General features: G+C 41.8%; 22 protein-coding genes. 20 read left to right on the top strand and 2 right to left on the bottom strand.

Annotation, left to right across the window (positions count from 1 at the left end; genetic code table 11):
* The first annotated feature begins 96 nt into the window (after positions 1–96).
* The 20 genes from yqfC to C6344_RS07320 all read left to right on the top strand — a co-directional run bounded on the left by yqfC (position 97) and on the right by C6344_RS07320 (position 19598).
* On the top strand, positions 97–378 hold the full coding sequence (gene yqfC / locus C6344_RS07415; protein WP_012010618.1) for a sporulation protein YqfC: 282 nt from the start codon (positions 97–99) through the stop codon (positions 376–378).
* A gap of 18 nt (positions 379–396) precedes the next feature.
* Positions 397–1587, top strand: a complete 1191-nt coding sequence (gene yqfD / locus C6344_RS07410) for a sporulation protein YqfD (RefSeq protein ID WP_106030980.1) — start codon at positions 397–399, stop codon at positions 1585–1587.
* 3 nt (positions 1588–1590) lie between these two features.
* Complete coding sequence (locus C6344_RS07405; RefSeq protein WP_060596660.1) at positions 1591–2550, top strand: PhoH family protein; 960 nt, start codon at positions 1591–1593, stop codon at positions 2548–2550.
* Positions 2551–2664: 114 nt separating this feature from the next.
* The gene (locus C6344_RS07400) at positions 2665–4776 is read left to right on the top strand and encodes an HD family phosphohydrolase (RefSeq protein ID WP_374955736.1); all 2112 of its coding nucleotides are present in this window, start codon (positions 2665–2667) and stop codon (positions 4774–4776) included.
* On the top strand, positions 4777–5256 hold the full coding sequence (gene ybeY / locus C6344_RS07395) for an rRNA maturation RNase YbeY (RefSeq protein WP_012010615.1): 480 nt from the start codon (positions 4777–4779) through the stop codon (positions 5254–5256).
* A complete protein-coding gene (locus C6344_RS07390; RefSeq protein ID WP_060596662.1) occupies positions 5234–5620 on the top strand; it encodes a diacylglycerol kinase family protein in 387 nt (128 codons plus the stop codon). Before ybeY ends, C6344_RS07390 begins: the two co-directional genes overlap by 23 nt.
* Positions 5621–5733: 113 nt before the next feature.
* Positions 5734–6132, top strand: coding sequence for a cytidine deaminase (locus tag C6344_RS07385; RefSeq protein ID WP_034661347.1), 399 nt, complete (start codon positions 5734–5736; stop codon positions 6130–6132).
* Positions 6125–7030: a GTPase Era gene (gene era, locus C6344_RS07380; protein WP_060596663.1), complete on the top strand. Its 906-nt coding sequence runs from the start codon at positions 6125–6127 to the stop codon at positions 7028–7030. Before C6344_RS07385 ends, era begins: the two co-directional genes overlap by 8 nt.
* A gap of 148 nt (positions 7031–7178) precedes the next feature.
* Positions 7179–7322 carry a YqzL family protein gene (locus tag C6344_RS07375; protein ID WP_003217288.1) on the top strand — a complete coding sequence of 48 codons (144 nt, stop codon included), beginning with the start codon at positions 7179–7181 and terminating at the stop codon, positions 7320–7322.
* A 35-nt stretch (positions 7323–7357) separates the two neighbouring features.
* Positions 7358–8128 carry a DNA repair protein RecO gene (recO, locus tag C6344_RS07370; protein WP_034661344.1) on the top strand — a complete coding sequence of 257 codons (771 nt, stop codon included), beginning with the start codon at positions 7358–7360 and terminating at the stop codon, positions 8126–8128.
* A gap of 332 nt (positions 8129–8460) precedes the next feature.
* Entirely contained in the window at positions 8461–9348 is an 888-nt protein-coding gene (glyQ, locus tag C6344_RS07365) for a glycine--tRNA ligase subunit alpha (protein ID WP_012010611.1), read from the top strand.
* A complete protein-coding gene (gene glyS, locus C6344_RS07360; protein ID WP_106039267.1) occupies positions 9341–11386 on the top strand; it encodes a glycine--tRNA ligase subunit beta in 2046 nt (681 codons plus the stop codon). The genes glyQ and glyS overlap by 8 nt, the downstream gene beginning before the upstream one ends.
* Positions 11387–11552: 166 nt before the next feature.
* On the top strand, positions 11553–12191 hold the full coding sequence (gene ccpN / locus C6344_RS07355; protein WP_024423017.1) for a transcriptional regulator CcpN: 639 nt from the start codon (positions 11553–11555) through the stop codon (positions 12189–12191).
* 25 nt (positions 12192–12216) lie between these two features.
* Positions 12217–13038, top strand: coding sequence for a pyruvate, water dikinase regulatory protein (locus C6344_RS07350; RefSeq protein ID WP_008342399.1), 822 nt, complete (start codon positions 12217–12219; stop codon positions 13036–13038).
* Positions 13039–13299: 261 nt separating this feature from the next.
* The gene (locus C6344_RS07345; RefSeq protein ID WP_106072836.1) at positions 13300–13800 is read left to right on the top strand and encodes a YaiI/YqxD family protein; all 501 of its coding nucleotides are present in this window, start codon (positions 13300–13302) and stop codon (positions 13798–13800) included.
* 32 nt (positions 13801–13832) lie between these two features.
* Complete coding sequence (dnaG, locus tag C6344_RS07340) at positions 13833–15662, top strand: DNA primase (protein WP_106048382.1); 1830 nt, start codon at positions 13833–13835, stop codon at positions 15660–15662.
* A 201-nt stretch (positions 15663–15863) separates the two neighbouring features.
* Entirely contained in the window at positions 15864–16985 is a 1122-nt protein-coding gene (gene rpoD, locus C6344_RS07335; RefSeq protein ID WP_008342392.1) for an RNA polymerase sigma factor RpoD, read from the top strand.
* Between the two features lie 302 nt (positions 16986–17287).
* Positions 17288–17647: a cytochrome c550 gene (gene cccA, locus C6344_RS07330; RefSeq protein WP_003217503.1), complete on the top strand. Its 360-nt coding sequence runs from the start codon at positions 17288–17290 to the stop codon at positions 17645–17647.
* 120 nt (positions 17648–17767) lie between these two features.
* The gene (locus C6344_RS07325; RefSeq protein WP_106030984.1) at positions 17768–18484 is read left to right on the top strand and encodes a tRNA (adenine(22)-N(1))-methyltransferase; all 717 of its coding nucleotides are present in this window, start codon (positions 17768–17770) and stop codon (positions 18482–18484) included.
* Complete coding sequence (locus C6344_RS07320) at positions 18477–19598, top strand: Nif3-like dinuclear metal center hexameric protein (RefSeq protein WP_060596667.1); 1122 nt, start codon at positions 18477–18479, stop codon at positions 19596–19598. Before C6344_RS07325 ends, C6344_RS07320 begins: the two co-directional genes overlap by 8 nt.
* Positions 19599–19637: 39 nt before the next feature.
* On the opposite strand, the gene C6344_RS07315 is transcribed toward C6344_RS07320, so the two are convergent.
* Both C6344_RS07315 and vrrA read right to left on the bottom strand, forming a co-directional pair.
* Positions 19638–20582, bottom strand: coding sequence for a 4-hydroxy-3-methylbut-2-enyl diphosphate reductase (locus C6344_RS07315; RefSeq protein ID WP_034661333.1), 945 nt, complete (start codon positions 20580–20582; stop codon positions 19638–19640).
* Positions 20583–20739: 157 nt separating this feature from the next.
* Positions 20740–21435, bottom strand: a complete 696-nt coding sequence (vrrA, locus tag C6344_RS07310) for a VrrA/YqfQ family protein (protein WP_066030649.1) — start codon at positions 21433–21435, stop codon at positions 20740–20742.
* Between the last annotated feature and the right edge of the window lie 143 nt (positions 21436–21578).

The following is a 21578-nucleotide window of genomic DNA, read 5'->3' as shown; positions in this document are numbered from 1 at the left end:
CCGCTGAGGAATAGGATGATATAGAGGCTTTCTCATCAGTCTCACCATCTTTCAGTTTGATCTCATACACATGGGGCGGGAAGGGGTTCTTATTGAATGGGAAAAAGAAAAAATCGACTTAAAGCATGGCTGACAAGAACACTTGAAATCCCTCCAGACGTCATGATGGATCTTCCCCGTATTACGATGGTTGGCAGACTCCACATTTACATAGAGAACCATAAAGGGCTTTTGCTTTTCAGTGATCAAGAGGTAAGGCTGATGCTCAAACAAGGACAATGCATTATTTCAGGGAAAGATTTTGTGATTAAAACGATTTTGCCAGAAGAGATCTTATTAGAAGGGAAAATCGATGAGGTCCGTTATATTGATTCTTAACTGACGGAGGGGAGAAGTGTGAAGAATAAATGGTTCGCCTATTTTATTGGTAGAGTGGAAGTGGAGATCAAGGGAAACGGCATTGAGCGGCTCATCAATGAGTGCACGAGACAGGGGATCACAATGTTTCAAGTGAGCCGCCGTCAAGACAGCGTGCGCTTATTTATTCGCTTATCAGATGTACATGCCTTCAGAAAAGTACAAAGACATCATGAAGTGACATGTTCATTTCATCAAAAGAAGGGATTTCCGTTTCTTCTCCTATGGTCAAGGAAGAATATTGGGTTTACCCTTGGGATTGTGTGTTTTCTAGCGACGATATTGGCGCTTTCAAACATGGTGTGGAAAATTGATATTAAAGGAGCCAATCCAGAAACTGAACATCAGATGAGAAAGCATTTAGACGAGATTGGAGTGCAAAAAGGCCGTTTTCAGTTTCTAATGGGAACACCTGAGAAAATTCAAAAATCACTGACCGCCAATATTCAAAGCATTACATGGGTCGGCGTTGAACTAAACGGTACAACATTTCAAATGAAAGTTGTGGAAAAAAATGAGCCGGAAGAAGAGAAATATACGAGTCCTCAGCACATCGTTGCCAAGAAGAAGGCTGTCATCACGAGAATGTATGTGGAAAAAGGGGAGCCGCTTGCCGCGGTTGACGAACATGTGAAGAAAGGGCAGATGCTCGTCTCTGGCCTCATCGGCAGCGAAGACCAGCAAAAAACGGTGGGTGCTAGAGCGAAAATTTATGGTGAAACGTGGTACCGTTCTGAAGTTTCTGTCCCTCTTCGAACATCTTTTGATGTCTTTACGGGTAAAATGAAGACAAAGCACAAGCTCTCCGCATTTGGAGGTTCAATGCCATTTTGGGGCATTTCCTTTAAAAAGGATGATTTTAAGCAGCCAAAAACAGAAACAGAAGTTCACCCACTACATTTCTTAAACTTCCAGCTCCCATTTTCCTATGAAAAAGAAATGACACGCGAAAGTGAAAAAATAAATCGGACATACACAAATAAAGAAGCGGTTCAAGCAGGGATTAAAATGGGTAAAAAAGAATTAGAAGAGAAGCTAGGTCAAACAGGAGAGGTGAAAAGTGAAAAAGTTTTGCACGAGACAACAGGGAATGGTAAAGTTAAGTTAATCATCCTTTACCAAGTAATAGAAGATATTGTTCAACCAACACCTATTGTTCAGGGAGACTAGAGAATGACAGAACATTTACTTGAAATTCAACAAAAATTAGATAGCCCAAACGAAGCGATTGCTTTATTTGGAAATCAAGATGCTTATCTGAAACTGATGGAAAACGAGCTGAATGTCTCCATTATTACGCGCGGAGAAAAAGTGTATGTTTCTGGTCAGGAAGCATCAAGAGAAACAGCGAGCCGTCTGATTACATCTCTCTTACATCTCATCCGAAAAGGAATTGAGATTTCTGAACGGGATGTCGTCTATGCCATTAAAATGGCGCAAAAAGACAAGCTCAATTATTTTGAAAATATGTATGAAGATGAAATTACGAAAAATGCTAAAGGGAAGTCAATCAGGGTAAAAACCATTGGCCAGCGGGAATATGCTGCGGCGATGAAAAAAGATGACCTGGTCTTTGGAATTGGACCAGCTGGAACAGGGAAGACGTATTTGGCAGTCGTCAACGCGGTACATGCACTGAAAAATGGACATGTGAAACGGATTATCCTGACAAGACCAGCTGTTGAAGCAGGAGAGAGTCTTGGCTTTTTACCAGGTGATCTAAAGGAAAAAGTAGATCCTTATTTAAGACCACTATATGATGCCTTGCATGATGTGCTTGGCAGTGATCATACGGAACGTTTAATCGAGCGCGGCGTGATTGAAATAGCGCCTCTTGCCTACATGAGAGGGCGGACACTCGATGATGCATTTGTTATTTTAGATGAAGCGCAGAATACAACGCCTGCCCAAATGAAAATGTTTTTGACGAGACTTGGGTTTGGCTCTAAAATGGTCATTACAGGAGATATTACACAGATTGATCTGCCGAAAGGCATGCAGTCTGGTCTTGCAGCTGCAAAGGACATGCTTGCAGAGATCAAGGGCATTTCATTTATTGAGTTAGACCAGACAGATGTGGTCAGACACCCGCTTGTGGCGAAGATCATCGGAGCATACGAAAAGCAAAAATGAACTTAGTGACCCGATCGTCTTCATCGGGTCATTTTGTTTCGATCGTGGTTAAAAGTAAAAAAGGAGGTACTTTCCTTGAGAAAGAATCAGAAAGACAGTCAGCGCAAAAGACTACTGTCTAAAAAAGAACCTCAGAAAATGGAGCGCTCACGTTATTTAAATGTTTTGCTATACGCAGGTTTAGCAGCCATTCTATTCGTGGTGCTCTTCTTCCATGTAAAGCCTGAATCGCTCGACTTAGATTTATTTTCAGTGAGCGAACAGACCATCTATTCTCCATCAACCGTCGATGATCAAGAAGCGACAGAAGAAAAGAAGCAAGAAGCAACAGATCAAGTAGAGGATCAATATACACTCAAAAAAGCGTATTCTGACAATCGTGTTGACCTCATCTCCTCCCTTTTTGAAGCCATTAAAGAAGAGAAGAAAGCAGCTGATGAAAAAGAGAATCCGCCATCAGATAAAGAAATGGTCAAGCGTGTCAAAGAAAAACTCACATCAGATATGCAGGAGGCTGTTTCAGACCAATCCATCAAAGCACTGCTTCAGGCAAGTGACGAAAATCTCTCTTTTACTAAGGATTCCATCATCACAGTGGTGAATTCACTGATGAGTAAAGAAATCACAGCAGCGAAATTACAAGATGAGAAAAAACAAGTGAAAACAGAGCTTGAAAATAATTCAATTCCATCAAAATACTTAAATGCAGCAAAAGAAATTGGTGAATTTGCGATCATTCCAAACTATGTATTTGATCCAGTGGCTACAGAGAAGAAAAGACAAGAAGCCGCTGATAATATTCAGCCGGTTCAGATTAAGCAAGGGCAAATTTTAGTCGAAGAAGGAGAACTTATCGACCGGGAAGTGTATCGTAAATTAGAACTGACAGGCCTCTTAAACAGCTCCAATTTGATTAAGCCTGTAAGCGGTCTTATGATATTGATTGGTCTGTTTTTAGCAGCGATTATTCATTCACTTGAAACGAGGAAAAAATCGCTTGTTCATAAGAATAAGTCGTTGCTGCTCTACTCGCTTATTTTCACCATTATTTTAGTCATCATGGAAGTATTCAGTCTCTTCCAGGAAACGAAGTATACGACGATAGGTTATGTGGTACCAGTGGCACTTGGCACGATGCTGATCAAGCTGCTTATCAATGAGCGGCTAGCGATCTTCTCTGGCCTTGTATTTGCTCTTTGCGGCAGTATGATGTTTAATCAAGGAGTAACCGGCGTCTTTAACTATGTGATCTGTGCTTATTACCTTGTGAACGGGATGGCGGGCATTTTATTTTTGAGAAAGCATAATGCACGTTCAAAAATATTGCAGGCAGGGCTTTGGGTCGCTTTAATGAATGTCCTTGTGGTTCTATCCATTACGCTGATCCAAAACTCCTCACCATCAGGGCTTGAAATCGGTGTGAACCTCATGATGGCGTTTGTGTCAGGGTTTGCATCATCTATTTTGGTCATTGGGTTAATGCCTGTGTTTGAGAGTATGTTCGGCATCCTTTCAACAATGAAGCTGATTGAATTATCAAACCCAAATCATCCGCTGCTCAAAAAGATTTTAACAGAGACACCAGGTACATATCATCATAGTGTCATGGTGGCAAATTTAGCGGATGCTGCATGTGAAGCAGTTGGTGCAAACGGTCTTTTAGCAAGGGTTGGCGCTTATTATCATGACATTGGGAAAACGAAAAGACCGCAATACTTTATCGAAAACCAAATGAACATTGATAATCCGCATGACAAGCTTTCTCCTCAGCTAAGTAAAAATATCATTATTGCCCATACGACAGATGGAGCTGATATGCTGAGAGAAAAGAAGTTTCCTGAAGAGCTTGTCGATATTGCAGAACAGCATCACGGGAAGTCACTGTTAAAGTTCTTTTACTATAAGGCAAAAGAGCGTGATGATCAGGTGACAGAGGAAGAATTCCGTTATCCTGGTCCAAAACCGCAATCAAAAGAAGCGGCAATTATTTCTGTAGCGGACAGCGTTGAAGCGGCAGTACGATCGATGCATAATCCAAATCCAGAGCGAATCGAAAAGCTCGTCAAAGGCATTATTTCAGATAAAATGCAGGATGGGCAATTTAGTGAATGTGATCTGACATTTAAAGAATTAAATATTATTGGTCAAACGATTTGTACAACATTAAAGGGGATTTTTCATTCTCGGATTGAATATCCAGATGCCCCGAAGCAGAAGGTGAAGTAAATGACATTGTTAATCGATTTAATAGATGAAACAGGACAAGTATCAAAAGAGCAGCTTGAAGAAGTGGAAAAGCTTCTTCAGTTCGCTGCAGATGCCCTTGAGGTCAAAGATCAAGCGGAGGTATCAGTGACGATCGTCTCGAATGAAGAGATTCATCAAATCAATAAAGAATACCGCGGGAAAGACGCACCAACGGATGTCATCTCCTTTGCACTTGAGGAAGAAGGAGAAGGGGAAATTGAAATCATTGGTGCTGATGATATTCCGCCTGTACTCGGCGACATCATCATTAGTGTGGACCGTACGAAAGAGCAGGCAGAGGAATATGGACATTCCTTTATGAGAGAGCTTGGATTCCTCACCATTCATGGGTTCCTTCATTTGCTCGGGTTTGATCATATGACAGAAGAAGATGAAAAAGAAATGTTCGCCAAACAGACAAAGATCTTGGATGATTATGGCCTTTCAAGATCTTCGTAAGAAAAGAAGGCCGCTTGCCCGTTTTTTTCGGAGTTTTTATTATGCATTTAGAGGAATATGGCGAACTTTCTTGAATGAACGGAATTTTCGATTTCACACAGTCGCAGCCATCATCGTGGTGATCTGCGGCTTTTGGTTTCACATTGAACCATACGAATGGATGATCGTTTTGCTTTTATGCGGGGGGATGTTTGCGCTTGAACTTGTCAATACAGCCATTGAACATACAGTGGACCTGATGACAGAAGATAAGCACCCTCTTGCAGAGAGAGCGAAGGACGCTGCAGCAGGCGCTGTTTGCGTTTACGCCGCGATTTCGGTTATGATTGGGGTGATCATCTTCTTACCGAAGATCATGCAATAGAACAATATTACTATTTATTAACATTTTTAGAAATGGGCGTGAAAATGTCACGTGAATTATGTAAAATATAAATGTGACAGTGGGTCCATTTCTTCTGAAAGTGGGAACTAGGAATGAACAAACAAGAGTTGATTTCAGAAGCAGTTAAAGCAAGAGATTTTGCATATGTACCCTATTCAAAATTCAAAGTCGGTGCAGCATTATTGTCGAATGATGGAAAAGTGTATGGCGGCTGCAACATTGAAAATGCAGCATATGGCATGTGTAATTGTGCGGAAAGAACAGCACTTTTTAAAGCCTATTCAGAAGGCATCACATCGTTTCAAATGCTAGCGGTAGTGGCTGATACAGACCGGCCTGTTTCGCCGTGCGGCGCATGCAGACAGGTCATTTCAGAGCTGTGTGCACCTGATATGCCAGTGATTCTAACGAACTTAAAAGGACATATATACGAAACAACAGTAAACGAACTATTGCCAGGCGCATTTTCACCGGAGGATTTAAATGACTAACGAAAGCTTCAAATCAGGATTTGTATCAATTATTGGAAGACCAAATGTAGGAAAATCAACCTTTCTTAATCGTGTGATTGGACAAAAGATCGCCATCATGAGTGATAAGCCCCAAACGACACGAAACAAAGTGCAAGGTGTCTTGACAACAAACACGTCACAAACGATCTTTATCGATACACCAGGGATTCATAAACCTAAGCATAAGCTTGGTGACTTTATGATGAGAGTGGCTACAAATACACTGAAGGAAGTCGACCTGATCTTGTTTATGATCAATGCACAGGAAGGCTATGGCAAGGGTGATGAATTCATCATTGAACGACTCAAGCAAACATCTACACCGGTATTCCTAGTCGTCAATAAAATCGACCAAATTCACCCAGATGAGCTGTTCCTTTTAATTGATGAATACCGCACACGTTATCCATTTAAGGAAATTGTGCCAATTTCAGCTCTTGAAGGAAACAACATTGACACGCTTCTTCAGCAGATTGAAGGTTATCTTCCTGAGGGCCCTCAATTTTATCCGGCAGATCAAGTAACAGATCATCCAGAGCGGTTTATTATTTCTGAATTAATTCGTGAAAAAGTGCTGCATTTAACGAGAGAAGAGATCCCGCACAGTATTGCAGTTGCGATCGAATCCATTAAGCCAGATGAAAATGGCAAGATCCATGTTGCGGCGACCATTGTCGTAGAACGTGATTCACAAAAAGGGATCGTCATTGGTAAACGAGGCAGCTTATTAAAAGAAGTGGGACAAAAAGCGCGCAGAGATATTGAAGCACTTCTCGGTTCAAAAGTGTATCTGGAGCTTTGGGTAAAGGTTCAGAAGGACTGGCGTAATAAATCCACTCACCTTCGTGACTTCGGATTTAGAGAAGACGAATATTAAAAAATCGCTGCTGTTGTCATAAAATTTGACAATGGTGCGGTTCGATTAGTAAAAATTGTTTATCATGAAATGGAGGTAGCTTGGTCAAGATAAAATTAATATGTTGGATGTAGCGTTGCTGCTTCTAATAAAGAAAGGTGGGGTTTTTATGTTGAATTTTACATGGAACGTATTTTCACAAACAGGAAGCGTTGACACGTATCTGCTTTTCAAAGAGTTAGAAAAGGAGAACCTGGAAAGACCCGATGTACTTGAAGAAGAGATAGCACGATTTGATTTTCCAATCTTATAATTCTTGACCCCCTCCAATGCTCGGAGTGTAGACAAATGCTCATTAAAAGTGAAGGAATCGTCCTTAGAACAACAGATTATGGCGAAACAAACAAAATTGTCACGCTGCTCACTAGAGAACATGGGAAAATTGGCGTGATGGCAAGAGGTGCAAAAAAATCAAACAGCCGCCTGTCAGCCATAAGCCAGCCGTTTTTATACGGAACCTTTCTGATCCAATCATCAACAGGACTTGGAACGCTCCAGCAAGGCGAAATGATTGAAAGTATGCGAACCATTCGGGAGGATTTATTTTTGACCGCATATGCCGCATATATGACAGAGTTACTCGATAAAGGCACAGAAGAAAAAAAGCCAAACCCTTATTTGTTTGAGCTCCTGCTTCAATCTCTGCGTCATCTGAATGAAGGCACAGATGCTGATATTATCTTATTTATCGTAGAGGTCAAAATGTTATCAGTAATGGGAATGAAGCCTGAACTTGATCAATGTGTCCATTGTGGTCAAAAAGAAGGGCAGTTTCATTTCTCTATTAGAGATAACGGCTTCATTTGCCAAAATTGCTTTTCTAAAGATCCTTATAAACTGCCCTTATCTCCAGCAGCTGCAAGGCTGCTCCGTTTATTTCATTATTTTGATTTATCAAGGCTCGGTCAGGTTGATGTGAAACCGCAGACGAAACAAGAAATTCGTCAAGTGCTCGATCACTACTATGAAGAGTATTCAGGCCTTTATTTGAAATCAAAAAAATTCATGAATCAGATGGAATCCATGAAAAAGCTAATGGGCGGGGAAAACAAAAGTTGACATCTCCCATGACTTTTTGTAAGATCATCTAAGATAAAATATGTTGCATTGACAGAAAGAAGTACTTACGCAGAATTCATTAAAAGCGACCTTAGGGCGGTGTGAGCTAAGGATGGAGGCGTAACGAAAGGCATTCTTGAGCAACGTAAAACAAAGCGGCTGGATGCTACGACACCAGCAAATAGGGTGGAACCGCGGGAAAAACTCTCGTCCCTATGTTTGCAAGGAGCCTTGCGAGCATAGAGACGGGAGTTTTTGTGTTCTTTTGCGGGGTTCTCATCCCCACCCGCCATATCATAGCGGATGGTGTAGAAAAGATGGAGGTGCGATCATTGAATATTCAAGACATGATTTTGACGCTGCAAAAGCATTGGTCAAATGAAGGCTGCGTATTAATGCAGGCGTATGACACAGAAAAAGGTGCCGGAACGATGAGTCCATACACGTTCCTGCGAAGCATTGGCCCAGAGCCGTGGAAGGTAGCATATGTAGAGCCTTCAAGACGCCCGGCTGATGGCAGATATGGAGAAAACCCAAATAGATTGTATCAGCATCATCAATTTCAAGTGATCATTAAGCCGTCACCTGACAATATTCAAGAACTGTATCTTGAATCATTGAAAGCACTTGGTATTGACCCGCTGAAACATGATATTCGTTTTGTGGAAGACAACTGGGAAAACCCATCTCTAGGCTGTGCAGGACTTGGCTGGGAAGTATGGCTTGATGGGATGGAAATTACACAATTCACGTATTTCCAGCAAGTCGGCGGCTTAGAATGTAAGCCTGTTTCCGTTGAAATCACATACGGTATTGAACGTCTTGCTTCCTACATCCAGGACAAAGAAAATGTCTTCGATCTTGAATGGACAGACGGATTTACGGTCAGAGATTTATTCTTAATGGCTGAATATGAGCACTCTGTTTATACATTTGAAACATCTAATACTGACATGCTGTTTGAGTTATTTACGACCTATGAGAAGGAAGCGCATAGCCAAATGGACAAAGGGCTTGTTCACCCAGCATACGATTATGTGCTCAAATGCTCTCATACGTTTAACCTGCTCGATGCAAAAGGCGCGATTTCTGTTACCGAGCGAACTGGCTATATCGGAAGAGTGCGCCAGTTAGCCAGAAAAGTAGCCAAAACATATTATGAAGAACGAGAAAAATTGGGATTCCCTATGCTAAAAGAGGAGGCGGCTTCTCATGAATAAACAAGATGTATTACTCGAAATTGGCTTAGAAGAGATGCCGGCTCGTTTCATGCCGGAAAGCACAAAGCAGCTAGGTGAGAAAGTAAAAGCATGGTTTGAAACGCAAAATATTTCATTTGAAGATGTTGCTTTATTCAACTCACCAAGACGTCTTGCTGTACTCGTGAAAGGTGTCGCAGAAAAACAAGAAGACATCAAAGAAGAAGCAAAAGGTCCGGCTAAAAAGATTGCGCAAGATGCTGAAGGCAATTGGACAAAAGCAGCAGAAGGCTTTGCCCGCGGACAAGGTGCCTCAACAGCTGATCTCTATTTTAAAGAGATCAAAGGAGTGGACTACGTTCATGTCCAAAAGTTTCAAGAAGGAAAGCAAGTCAAAGACCTTCTGCCAGCGTTAGGTGAGATTGCTGCCTCATTAAGTTTTCCAAAGAACATGAGATGGGGAAGCAAAGATTTACGCTATATCCGTCCGATTAAATGGATTGTTTGTTTATTTGGAGAGGAGATTGTACCTGTTGAAATTGCCGGGGTGAAAAGCGGCCGTGAGACAAGAGGACACCGTTTCCTTGGTAGGGGAGCCACCATCGACTCGCCTGCTTCTTATGAGCAAACATTGCGCGATCAATTTGTCATTGCAGATTCAGATAAAAGAAAACAATCCATTACTGAGCAGCTAAATGCTCTATCTTCAGAAAAAGGCTGGGTCATTCCTGTTGATCCTGAGCTTCTAGAAGAAGTCAACGATCTTGTAGAATACCCAACGGTACTATCTGGTTCCTTTGAAGAAGAATTCCTTGCATTGCCGGAAGAAGTATTAGTGACCACAATGAAAGAGCATCAGCGCTACTTCCCTGTGAAAAATGAGCAAGGGGAATTATTGCCGCACTTTATTACGGTCAGAAATGGAAACAGTGAGGCGCTTGAAAATGTCGCAAGAGGGAACGAAAAAGTACTTCGTGCACGTTTATCAGATGCTGCATTCTTCTATAAAGAAGACGAAAAACTAGTCATTGATGACAATATTAAGAAGCTTGATAAAGTTGTATTCCATGAGAAACTTGGCACAATTGGCGACAAGCTAAAGAGAGTGACAGACATTGCGACCCGCCTAGCAGCGCATGTCGATGCAGATGACGAAACGACAAAACGAGTGGCAAGAGCAGCAAGTATTTCGAAGTTTGATCTTGTGACTCAAATGGTCTATGAATTCCCAGAATTACAAGGAATCATGGGCGAGAAATATGCAAAAGCACTTGGCGAACATGAAGAAGTGGCAAAGAGCATCAACGAGCACTATATGCCGCGCTTTGCCGGTGATGAGGCGCCCTCCACTTTGATTGGTGCGATTGTGGCAGTAGCAGATAAGCTGGATTCTATTTGTTCCTTCTTCTCAATTGATGTCATTCCAACAGGCTCTCAAGACCCTTATGGACTGAGAAGACAAGCGAGCGGTATCGTTCAAATCCTGCTCGATCGTCATTGGAATATTTCATTTAAAGAGCTTTTGGCACTTGCTCAAGTAGAAGCAGAACATGAAGCTGCTCTGATTGAATTTTTGACACACCGTTTAAAATATGTCCTCCAAGCAGAGCATATCCGTCATGATGTTGTCGATGCAGTGCTGGATGTTGAAAATATTGAACCTTATGCAGTCGTGAAAAAAGCAGCTGTTCTTGAAGAGAGCGTGAAACAAGAAAGCTTCAAAGAAACGGCAGAAGCATTAGGACGCGTCATTTCAATCAGTAAAAAAGGGGAAGATGCAGAGATTCAGCCTGAGCTGTTTGAAAATGAGCATGAGCAAAAGCTATATGAGGCGTATCAACAAGTAGAGACAGCTGTCAAGGAACATGTAGCAGCAGGGCAATACAGCGCAGCACTTGAGGCGCTAGATACGTTAAAAACACCGATTGTTCATTATTTCGATCACACAATGGTACATGCGGATGATGAAAAGCTGAAGCGAAATCGTTTGGCGCAAATGGTCAAACTAGCCAAAGTCATTCAATCATTTGCGAATATGAACAATTTAATTGTAAAATAAATACCTAAGAACGGTTGCCTTTTTCGAAGGGCAATCGTTTTTTACTCATTTAATTCACGGTTTTTGAGTGGATTTTTGTTTCATTCGGACAAAGATGCGCTATAATATGATGAGTTATGAAAATGATATACATAAAGTAAAGATTCGCTCTCTCTATTTAAAGGTGGTGAGTACAATCGAGTTAAATAAACGGCAAGAGCAGATTTTACAGATTGTCAAAGAGAATGGTCCGATCACTGGAGAGCATATCGCCGATCGGCTGAACTTAACTAGGGCGACCCTCAGACCGGATTTAGCCATATTAACGATGTCAGGCTTTTTAGAAGCAAGACCAAGGGTCGGCTACTTTTTCACAGGAAAAACAGGCACGCAGCTTCTAGCAGATAAGCTGAAAAAACTTCAAGTAAAAGATTTTCAATCCATTCCAGTGGTGATACATGAGAATGTTTCAGTTTATGATGCGATTTGTACGATGTTTTTAGAGGATGTGGGCACATTATTCGTTGTGGATGATCACTCTATTTTAACAGGCGTGTTGTCAAGGAAAGACCTCCTTCGCGCAAGTATTGGAAAACAGGAGCTTCCATCTATCCCTGTCCATATTATTATGACAAGAATGCCGAACATCACCGTTTGCCGCAAGGAAGATTTCATTATGGATGTGGCGAAGCACTTGATTGAAAAGCAGATAGATGCACTTCCTGTTATAAAAGATACGGATAAAGGCTTTGAAGTGGTCGGCAGAATTACGAAAACAAACATGACGAAAATACTTGTTAGCTTATCGGAGAATGAAATAATCTAATTAAAGAAGACTGCGAGGGGATGTTATGAGTAATCGCGTAATTTTTGTGGTATCAGATTCAGTAGGAGAAACGGCAGAGCTCGTGGTCAAAGCGGCACTTAGCCAATTTGATGGCGGTTCATCAGACCATTCAAATATTAGAAGAATTCCGTATGTAGAGGATGTCGGTACGATTAAAGAAGTCATTTCACTGGCGAAAGCAGATAACGGAATCGTCTGCTTTACTCTTGTTGTGCCAGAAATGCGCCAATTCTTAATTGAAGAGGCAGAAGCAAACGGAGTCGTTTATTATGACATCATCGGACCACTCATCGATAAAATGGAGACTGCTTATGGAAATGAAGCGAAACATGAGCCGGGGCGTGTACGTCAATTAGATGAGGACTATTTTAAAAAGGTTGAAGCCATTGAGTTCGCAGTGAAGTATGATGACGGCAGAGACCCAAGAGGCATTCTAAAGGCTGATATTGTGCTCATCGGTGTATCACGCACATCTAAGACACCACTATCTCAATACTTGGCGCATAAACGGCTGAAGGTAGCAAACGTTCCAATTGTTCCTGAAGTAGATCCGCCAGAGGAGTTATTTTCAGTTGATCCAAAAAAATGCATCGGTCTAAAAATCAGTCCAGACAAACTAAATCATATTCGTAAAGAGCGTTTGAAATCTCTAGGTTTAAATGATCGCGCAATTTATGCGAACATTGAGCGGATTAAAGAAGAACTAGAGTATTTTGAAAAAGTGGTGGACCGCATTAACTGTCAAGTCGTTGATGTATCGAATAAAGCAGTTGAGGAAACGGCAAATGTCATTCATCAAATGCTGACCAAAAGAGGTTCCGAATAAACTCAGGATGCTCCTCCTGGGTTTTTCCTATGGTGGGAAACGGGTAAACAAAAACAATGGCATATTTGCTGCATTTGTATTATAATAAAAAATTGTGATAAAATGATTGATTTTAGGTTTAAGTTAAGTCAAGAACGAATAAACTAATATTGGCAGAAGTCAAGTGATTCTGAACATAACTTTTCGACAAAATGAGTTTTACTGTTGTTTGCTATATGGGGGGAAAGTATGGTCTTTTTGCTTCTCTAAAGCAGGAATAAGGTGGAGGGATGGAGAATTAGTCACCTGAATGAACATAAACAAGAGAGGACGATTTATGTCGATGCAGATGCTTGTCCTGTAAAAGACGAAATCCTTTCTGTCGCATCTCAATTTCAAGTACCTGTGACGTTCATTGCTTCATATGAGCATTTTCAAACCAAAAGATCTCCACTTGAAGATTGGCGGTTTGTAGATACACATAAGGAAGCAGCGGATTTAGTCATTGCGAACTCAGCTGCCGCGCATGATATTGTCGTCACCCAAGACATTGGTCTTGCCTCCTTACTGCTTCCAAGACAGATCATTGTACTGTCTGAAAGAGGACGGATGTACACAAACGAAACAATTGATTTTGATTTGGAACGCAGACATGTTTCCAGTAAACAGCGAAGAAAAGGTGTATATGGAAAAGGTCCCAAAAAGCTTTTAGAAGAGGATAAAAAGCGATTTATTGCGCAGCTACAAAAAATCCTGTCGAATCATGAAGGATTTTTGAATTAAAAGGCGAATAATGTACGACGGAGTGTTATAGGATGAGCAAACGTATACCAGATGAACTTTTGGAGCAAATCCAAAAAAACGCAGACATTGTCGAAGTGATTGGAGAATACGTACAGCTTAGAAAGCAAGGTCGAAATTACTTCGGTCTTTGTCCATTCCATGGTGAAAATACTCCTTCATTCTCTGTTTCAGCAGATAAGCAAATCTTCCATTGTTTTGGCTGTGGTGCAGGAGGTAATGTATTTTCGTTCCTCAGACAAATGGAAGGCTACTCATTTATTGAAGCCGTTTCACATGTTGCTGATAAGTACCATATTGATTTGCCTGATCATGTAGCAAATGCTCAGGTCAGCTCCTCACAGCAAGAGGACACTGCAGATCATAAAATGATTGAAGCGCATGAGCTTCTTAAGAAATTTTACCACCATTTGCTGGTAAATACAAAGGAAGGTCAAAACGCACTCGATTATTTACGGGCGAGAGGCTTTACGGATGAAACAATTGCCAAGTTTGAGATCGGATATGCTCTTGACTCTTGGGATTTCGTGACCAAGTTTTTAGAAAAACGAGGGTTTGATCCTGTGATGATGGAGAAGGCTGGTCTTTTGATTCAACGTGAAAACGGAACAGGCTTTTTTGACCGCTTTAGGGATCGTGTGATGTTTCCCATTCATGATCATCATGGGACAGTCGTCGCTTTTTCCGGAAGATCGCTTGGTGATCAGCAGCCTAAGTATATGAATAGTCCTGAAACGCCACTTTTTCATAAAAGTAAGCTGCTTTATCACTTTCATGACGCGCGTATGCATATACGAAAACGCGAACGGGCGGTTCTTTTCGAAGGATTTGCTGACGTCATTTCAGCTGTCACATCAGGTGTCGGCGAAAGTGTTGCAACAATGGGTACGTCTCTAACAGAAGAGCACGTAAAACTTCTCAGACGTAACGTAGAAGAGATCATTCTTTGCTATGACTCTGACACGGCCGGTTATGAAGCCACCATGAAAGCATCAGATTTGCTTGGAAAAAGAGGATGTAAAGTTCGCGTTGCCATGATACCAGATGGACTTGATCCAGATGATTACATTCGTAAATATGGCGGCGAGAAATTTAGGAATGACATCATAGATGCAAGTGTGACATTAATGACTTTTAAGATGAACTTTTTCCGTAGGGGAAAGAATTTATCTGACGAAGGAGACCGGCTTACTTATATGAAGCAGGTACTCCGAGAAATTAGCCGGTTAAACGGTTCCTTGGAACAAGAGATTTACATGAAACAGCTTGCTGGAGAGTTCTCGATCTCACTTGATTCATTAAAAGAACAACTGGAGCTGTTTGAAAAACAGCAGCGGCAAGAAGCCAAAAGCACACAGGAAGAAAGCGGGCTTGAAAAACGGCGTGCACATCTGTCAACACAGGTAAGAAGAAAGCGTCTGCGGCCAGCATATGAAAATGCAGAGCGAATGCTGCTTGCTCATATGTTAAAAAGTGATGACGTGATCCGAAAAGTACTTGACAGAGTAGGTATTGAATTTAATATAGATTCTCACAGGGCGCTGGCCACGTACATTTATGCTTTGTATGAAGAAGGCAAAGAACCAACGCCGCAGCATCTGATGAACCGTATAGAAGATGATATTATCAATCAGCTTCTGACGGATATATTCATGATTCAAGTTGGAGACGAACTAAGTGAAGCTGAATTAAGTGATTATGTAAAAAAAGTGTTGAATCATCGGAATTTGTCAATGATAAAGGAAAAAGAACTAGAACGTGCAGAAGCGGAGAGGCAAAAAGATTTCTTCAAAGCGGCAACACTTGCAAAAGAAATTATTCAGTTGAACCGTTCGCTGAAGTAATACGTCTAATATTTATGACAAGACTTACGGCTGGCAATGAATCCTTTACGGGAGGAGCATAAGACCGCAAGCATCTTGCCTTCATCATTATTTATTTTATTCCTATTTGCTCATCTGTTTGATAAAGAGAGAAAAGCAGAGCGAAAGCAAATCGCAAGTTACTTTAGAATTCGTTGCAAGCTTTGGAAGGAGGGATCCATAATGGCTGATAAACAAGCCCACGAAACCGAAACTGAATTAACCTTTGAACAGGTGAGAGATAAGCTCACTGAAACGGGTAAAAAACGGGGCGTTTTAACATACGAAGAAATTGCAGAGCGTATGTCTAGCTTTGAAATTGAATCAGACCAAATGGATGAATACTATGAATACTTAGGCGAACAGGGTGTAGAGCTCATCAGTGAAAACGAAGAGACAGAAGACCCAAATGTTCAGCAGCTGGCTAAAGCAGAAGAGGAATTTGACCTGAATGATTTAAGCGTACCACCAGGTGTCAAAATTAATGATCCTGTTCGTATGTATTTAAAAGAAATCGGACGCGTCAATTTGTTATCTGCTAAAGAAGAAATTACGTATGCTCAAAAGATCGAAGAAGGCGATGAGGAATCAAAAAGAAGATTAGCGGAAGCAAACCTTCGTCTCGTTGTCAGCATCGCGAAACGCTACGTCGGTCGTGGTATGCTGTTCCTTGACTTGATTCAAGAAGGAAACATGGGTCTTATGAAGGCAGTTGAGAAGTTTGATTACCGCAAAGGATACAAATTCTCAACATATGCAACCTGGTGGATTAGACAGGCGATCACGCGTGCGATTGCCGATCAGGCCAGAACAATCAGGATCCCGGTTCATATGGTGGAAACCATTAATAAATTGATCCGTGTTCAAAGACAGCTTCTGCAAGACCTAGGCAGAGAACCAACGCCAGAGGAAATTGCTGAAGACATGGATTTAACTCCAGAAAAGGTAAGAGAAATTCTTAAAATTGCGCAAGAGCCTGTATCTTTAGAAACACCTATTGGTGAAGAAGATGACTCGCATCTTGGTGATTTTATTGAAGACCAAGAGGCGACATCTCCATCTGACCATGCTGCATACGAATTGTTAAAAGAGCAGCTTGAAGATGTATTAGACACGCTAACGGACCGTGAAGAAAATGTACTGAGACTACGCTTCGGACTAGATGACGGAAGAACACGTACGTTAGAAGAGGTTGGAAAGGTGTTCGGCGTCACAAGAGAGCGTATCCGCCAAATTGAAGCGAAAGCTCTGCGTAAATTAAGACACCCAAGCAGAAGTAAACGATTAAAAGACTTCTTAGAGTAGAAACTGGACGGATCTTGAAAGAGATCCGTTCTTTCTTCATCAAAAATGAAAACGCTTTTTTCAATCTGATTATATTTTACTGAATAACAAATGAATTTGCAACGTTCTTAGAGAAAAGATGTATAAAAAATACATCAAAATGTGCTGAAGGCTTCATTTCTCATCTTGCATCATTTTTGTCTAATCTGTGAACTTGACCAAAGTTTTGTATCATAATTCGTTTACTTTTTGTAAAATTAAAGTAGAATTAGAATTGTTTGCATAGTCTCAAAGGGGTTTTCACAAAGGGGAGGATGAAAGAAATGAAACGGAATCCACTTATACCATTCTTATTGATTGCCATTTTAGGTATTGGACTCACTTTTTTCTTATCAATGAAGGGGTTGAAAGATGAAGACAAAATCGCCTCTGGAGGCGAGGAGCAAAAACAAGAAGAGACAGCGAATGCGACGCCGGAAGAATTGTATAAGCAAAACTGTCTGAGCTGTCACGGGGAAAACTATGAAGGCGGCGCAGGTCCTGCATTAAAAGGCGTTGGAGACAAGCTTGAAGTGGCAGACATCAAGAAGAAAATTCAAGAAGGCGGCAACGGGATGCCAGGCGGGCTGATCCCGAATGAAAAGCTCGATGAAATGTCGGAATGGGTATCCAAAATTAAATAATGTTACGCAAAAAGCTCTTTTTCATCAGAAGAGCTTTTTTCATTTGAAAACGACTTTTAAAAAGTCCATAATTTATATAAGATAGACAAGTATGAACATTAAAGAAAAGTAGTGATACGTATGAATGAAATGAATTTATCAAAACGATTAAAAAGAGTCGCAGACTTTTTACCGCATGAGGCCGTCTTTGCTGATATCGGCTCAGATCATGCCTATTTGCCATGCTATGCGATCCTGCATCAAAAAGCAGTAAAAGCCATTGCTGGTGAAATTACTGAGGGACCGCTTCAATCGGCGAAGCAGCAAGTACATAGACTTGAATTAGATGACCAGATCTCGGTCAGAAAAGGCAATGGCCTTGAAGTTATTGAAAAGGGCGAAGTGAATGCTATCACGATTGCAGGTATGGGCGGAGCACTCATCGCAAGCATTTTAAATGATGGCAAGCATAAGCTCGCAGGCCATGAGAGGCTCATTCTTCAGCCAAATATCCATGCTCACCACATTCGTTTATGGCTCTATCAAGAGGGGTATGAATTGATGGATGAAGTCATTTTAGAAGAGGATGGCAAAATATACGAAATCATGATCGCAGAAAAAGGCGACAAAGATAAAGCCTATGAAGGGATGTCGATTGAAACAGGCATGCTAGTTGGTCCGTTTCTTGCGAAAGAGCAAAACGACGTCTTCCGGCGCAAGTGGATGCAAGAGCTTCAGCATATGGAGAAAATAGAAAGTCAAATTCAGCAGGCAGCGCGGGCAGAAGAGAATAAGGAGCGCCTTGAAGAGCTGCATGTAAAAATAAAGATTCTAAAGGAGGTTTTGACTGTTGGCTAAAACAGTAAACGGACATGAAATCATCCAATTATTTGAACAATTTTCACCAAAGGCATATGCCGTAGAAGGTGACAAAATCGGTCTCCAGATTGGGACGTTAAATAAAAAGGTAAACAATGTCATGATCACCTTGGATGTATTAGAGAATGTGGTAGATGAGGCGATCGAAAGAAATGTGGATCTCATTATTGCTCACCATCCACCGATCTTCCGTCCGTTAAAACATGTAGCGACAGATCAGCCAGCTGGACGGATCATTGAGAAATGCATCAAACATGATATTGCGGTATATGTGGCACATACGAATTTAGATGTGGCTGATGGAGGAGTCAATGACTTGCTTGCGGAGGCTTTAGAGCTTGAAGAAACAAGTGTGTTAGTCCCGACATATGAAGATCAAATCAAACAGCTTGCCCTGTATGTCCCGCAGGAATTTGAAGAAGCCATCCGTACAGCTTTAGGAAATGCAGGCGCTGGCCATATTGGCAACTACAGCCATTGCGCGTTTTCAAATGAGGGGACAGGCAGCTTTTTGCCATCAGAAGATGCGGATCCGTTCATTGGTGAGAGCGGTCAATTGGAATTTGTCAAAGAAGTGCGGATTGAAACCATTTTCCCGGCAAGTATAGAAAAACAAGTGATTCGTGAAATGATCAAAGCACATCCTTATGAAGAAGTCGCTTATAGTGTACACACGACAGATCTTCCTCCTATTCAAAAAGGCCTTGGCCGTATAGGGGAGCTAAGAGAGCCTATGACCCTTGGAGATTTTACACGATTTGTGAAGACAAAGCTGGATGTAAATGGTGCTCGCTTTGTAGGTGATCAGGACGCTGTTGTGAAAAAAGTGGCTGTGCTTGGCGGAGACGGAAATAAATACATTCATCAAGCGAAAAGAATGGGTGCTGATGTGTATGTGACAGGGGATCTTTATTTCCATGTCGCCCATGATGCCATGATGCTCGGGCTGAACGTAGTGGACCCAGGGCATTATGCAGAAAAGATTATGAAAGAGGGCGTAAAGGCGAAGCTTCAATCGCTATGTTCAGATAAAAAGTATGATGTACAGCTCTTTGTTTCTGAATCGAACACAAACCCATTTCAATTTATGTAAACAAAAAAACGTCAGAGCTGCTATGCTCTGACGTTTTCTTTATTTCTTTGTTTTCACGCGCGGTAGTATTTTCGAAAGAGGAACCGACCGTTCAATCTTCCAAGTTGCTTCATCATCCGGCTCGTAGTTTTCTAAGAAACGTATGACTTCCTTTGTAATAGGTGTTGGTGTTGAAGCACCAGCAGTAACGGCAACGGTATTTACGCCTTGCAGCCACTCCAGCTTGAGCTCACTTAGGTCACCAATACGGTAAGCCTGCGTTCCAGCAATCTCCATGGACACTTGTGCCAGACGGTTGGAGTTATTACTTTTTGGATCGCCGACAACAATGGTAAGATCAGCTTGGCCAGCTTGCTCGGAAACAGCTTCCTGACGTACCTGTGTCGCAAGACAAATTTCTTGATGGTACTCGACGTGAGGGTATTTCTCTTTAATCAGCTCCATTAGATCGTGAACATCCCACTGAGACATCGTCGTCTGATTGGTGATGAGCAGTTTATCTGATGTTAAATCGAGCGCCTCAATGTCGGCTTCTGTTTCGACAAGATGCACCTTGTCAGGAGCTACTCCGACAGCTCCCTCTGGCTCAGGATGACCCTTTTTCCCAATATAAATAATGTCATATCCATCGGCTGTTTTCTCTGAAATGAGTTCATGTGTTTTCGTTACATCGGGACAGGTTGCATCAATGGTGATAAGGCCTTTTTCTTCTGCAATTTGACGAACCTCAGGTGAAACGCCGTGAGCGGTGAAAATGACTGTTCCGCTTTCAACCTGCTTTAAAATGTCCATGCGGTTTGGTCCGTCCAGTGTGTAGATCCCATCTTCTTCGAAGGCATCTGTCACGTGCTTGTTGTGCACAATCATACCTAATATATAAATTGGGCGTGGCAAGTTTTTATCAAGTGCGGCATTTTTAGCAATGACCATTGCATCCACAACGCCATAGCAATAGCCACGCGGCGAAATTTTAATTACATTCATTTATTCGTCCTCCTGTAGGGAAGTGCTTCTAGAGAAGAACAATATAAAAAGCCGTAAAAAACGGCTTTTTATCATTCTCTAGCTTCCATTATAGCCAAAGTAAGCGCATATATCAAAGATTGTTATACGCAGTGAACACTTCGCCGTTAAAAGATCACTAGACATATAGTTTTGGAACAGAACTGCCAGGTCTTTTTTTCGGTTTTGCTTCAGGAGCAGATGATGTGTGAGGAGCTGCTTTTTTGACCAGGATGTCCTCTGGTTCTTTGTTTTCTTCTATTTCATCATCTCGTGCTGCTTCTTCTTGCGGCACTTCTGTTTCCTCGCCGATCTCTTTAGGTTCTTCATCTTCGCCTGTTTCATCATCCGCACTGCCGAGCTGACTGTACAGCTTAATCATCGCAGGCAGATTTCTTACTAAAGGACCGTATTGCTGAATCATTGGCGTAAATTGCTGCGCCATACCGAGCACTTTTTGTACATTTCCTAACATGCTTGAGAGGGTCGCAGGATTTGTGAAGCTCTGGATTCCTTGTAATCCCGCACCACCTCCAGAGACCCCTGCTCCCCCTGCGCCAGGAAGAAATTTAGCGAGCATGCCTTTCATTCCTGTGCCGCCGCCTAGTGCACGGCTTTCGCCTCCTGGCATTCCGCCCATTCCGCGTATACCGCCTCCCTGTACAGACGGGGAGCGAGGTATCATTTGCTGAAATTGATTGCCTTGCCCTTGAAAAGGCTGTTCGATAGGAGGCTGCTGCCCTCTTTGAAAAATCCCGGGTTGTCCGCCATTTCCAAGATGCCGGCGTGAGGGACGGTGCGGCTGAAAATCGCCCATAGGCTTTTGCCCTAACATACTTGTACCTCCCTTACTGCATTCTCTTTCTCTTCATAGGTTATGCAAGGAAGCATCAATTGGTTTCCTGTAAGAAAAGCGGACATGGTTTTTTTGCTGAAAATCAGCTATAATGAGGAGATGAGCAAAAAGGCATTGCCTTA

Origin of the sequence: Bacillus sp. GBSW19, assembly GCF_002998655.1 — a bacterium.
GTDB lineage: Bacteria > Bacillota > Bacilli > Bacillales > Bacillaceae > Bacillus.
The sequence above is the reverse complement of the archived record's forward strand: the minus strand, read 5'-3'. Positions and strand labels throughout refer to the sequence as shown.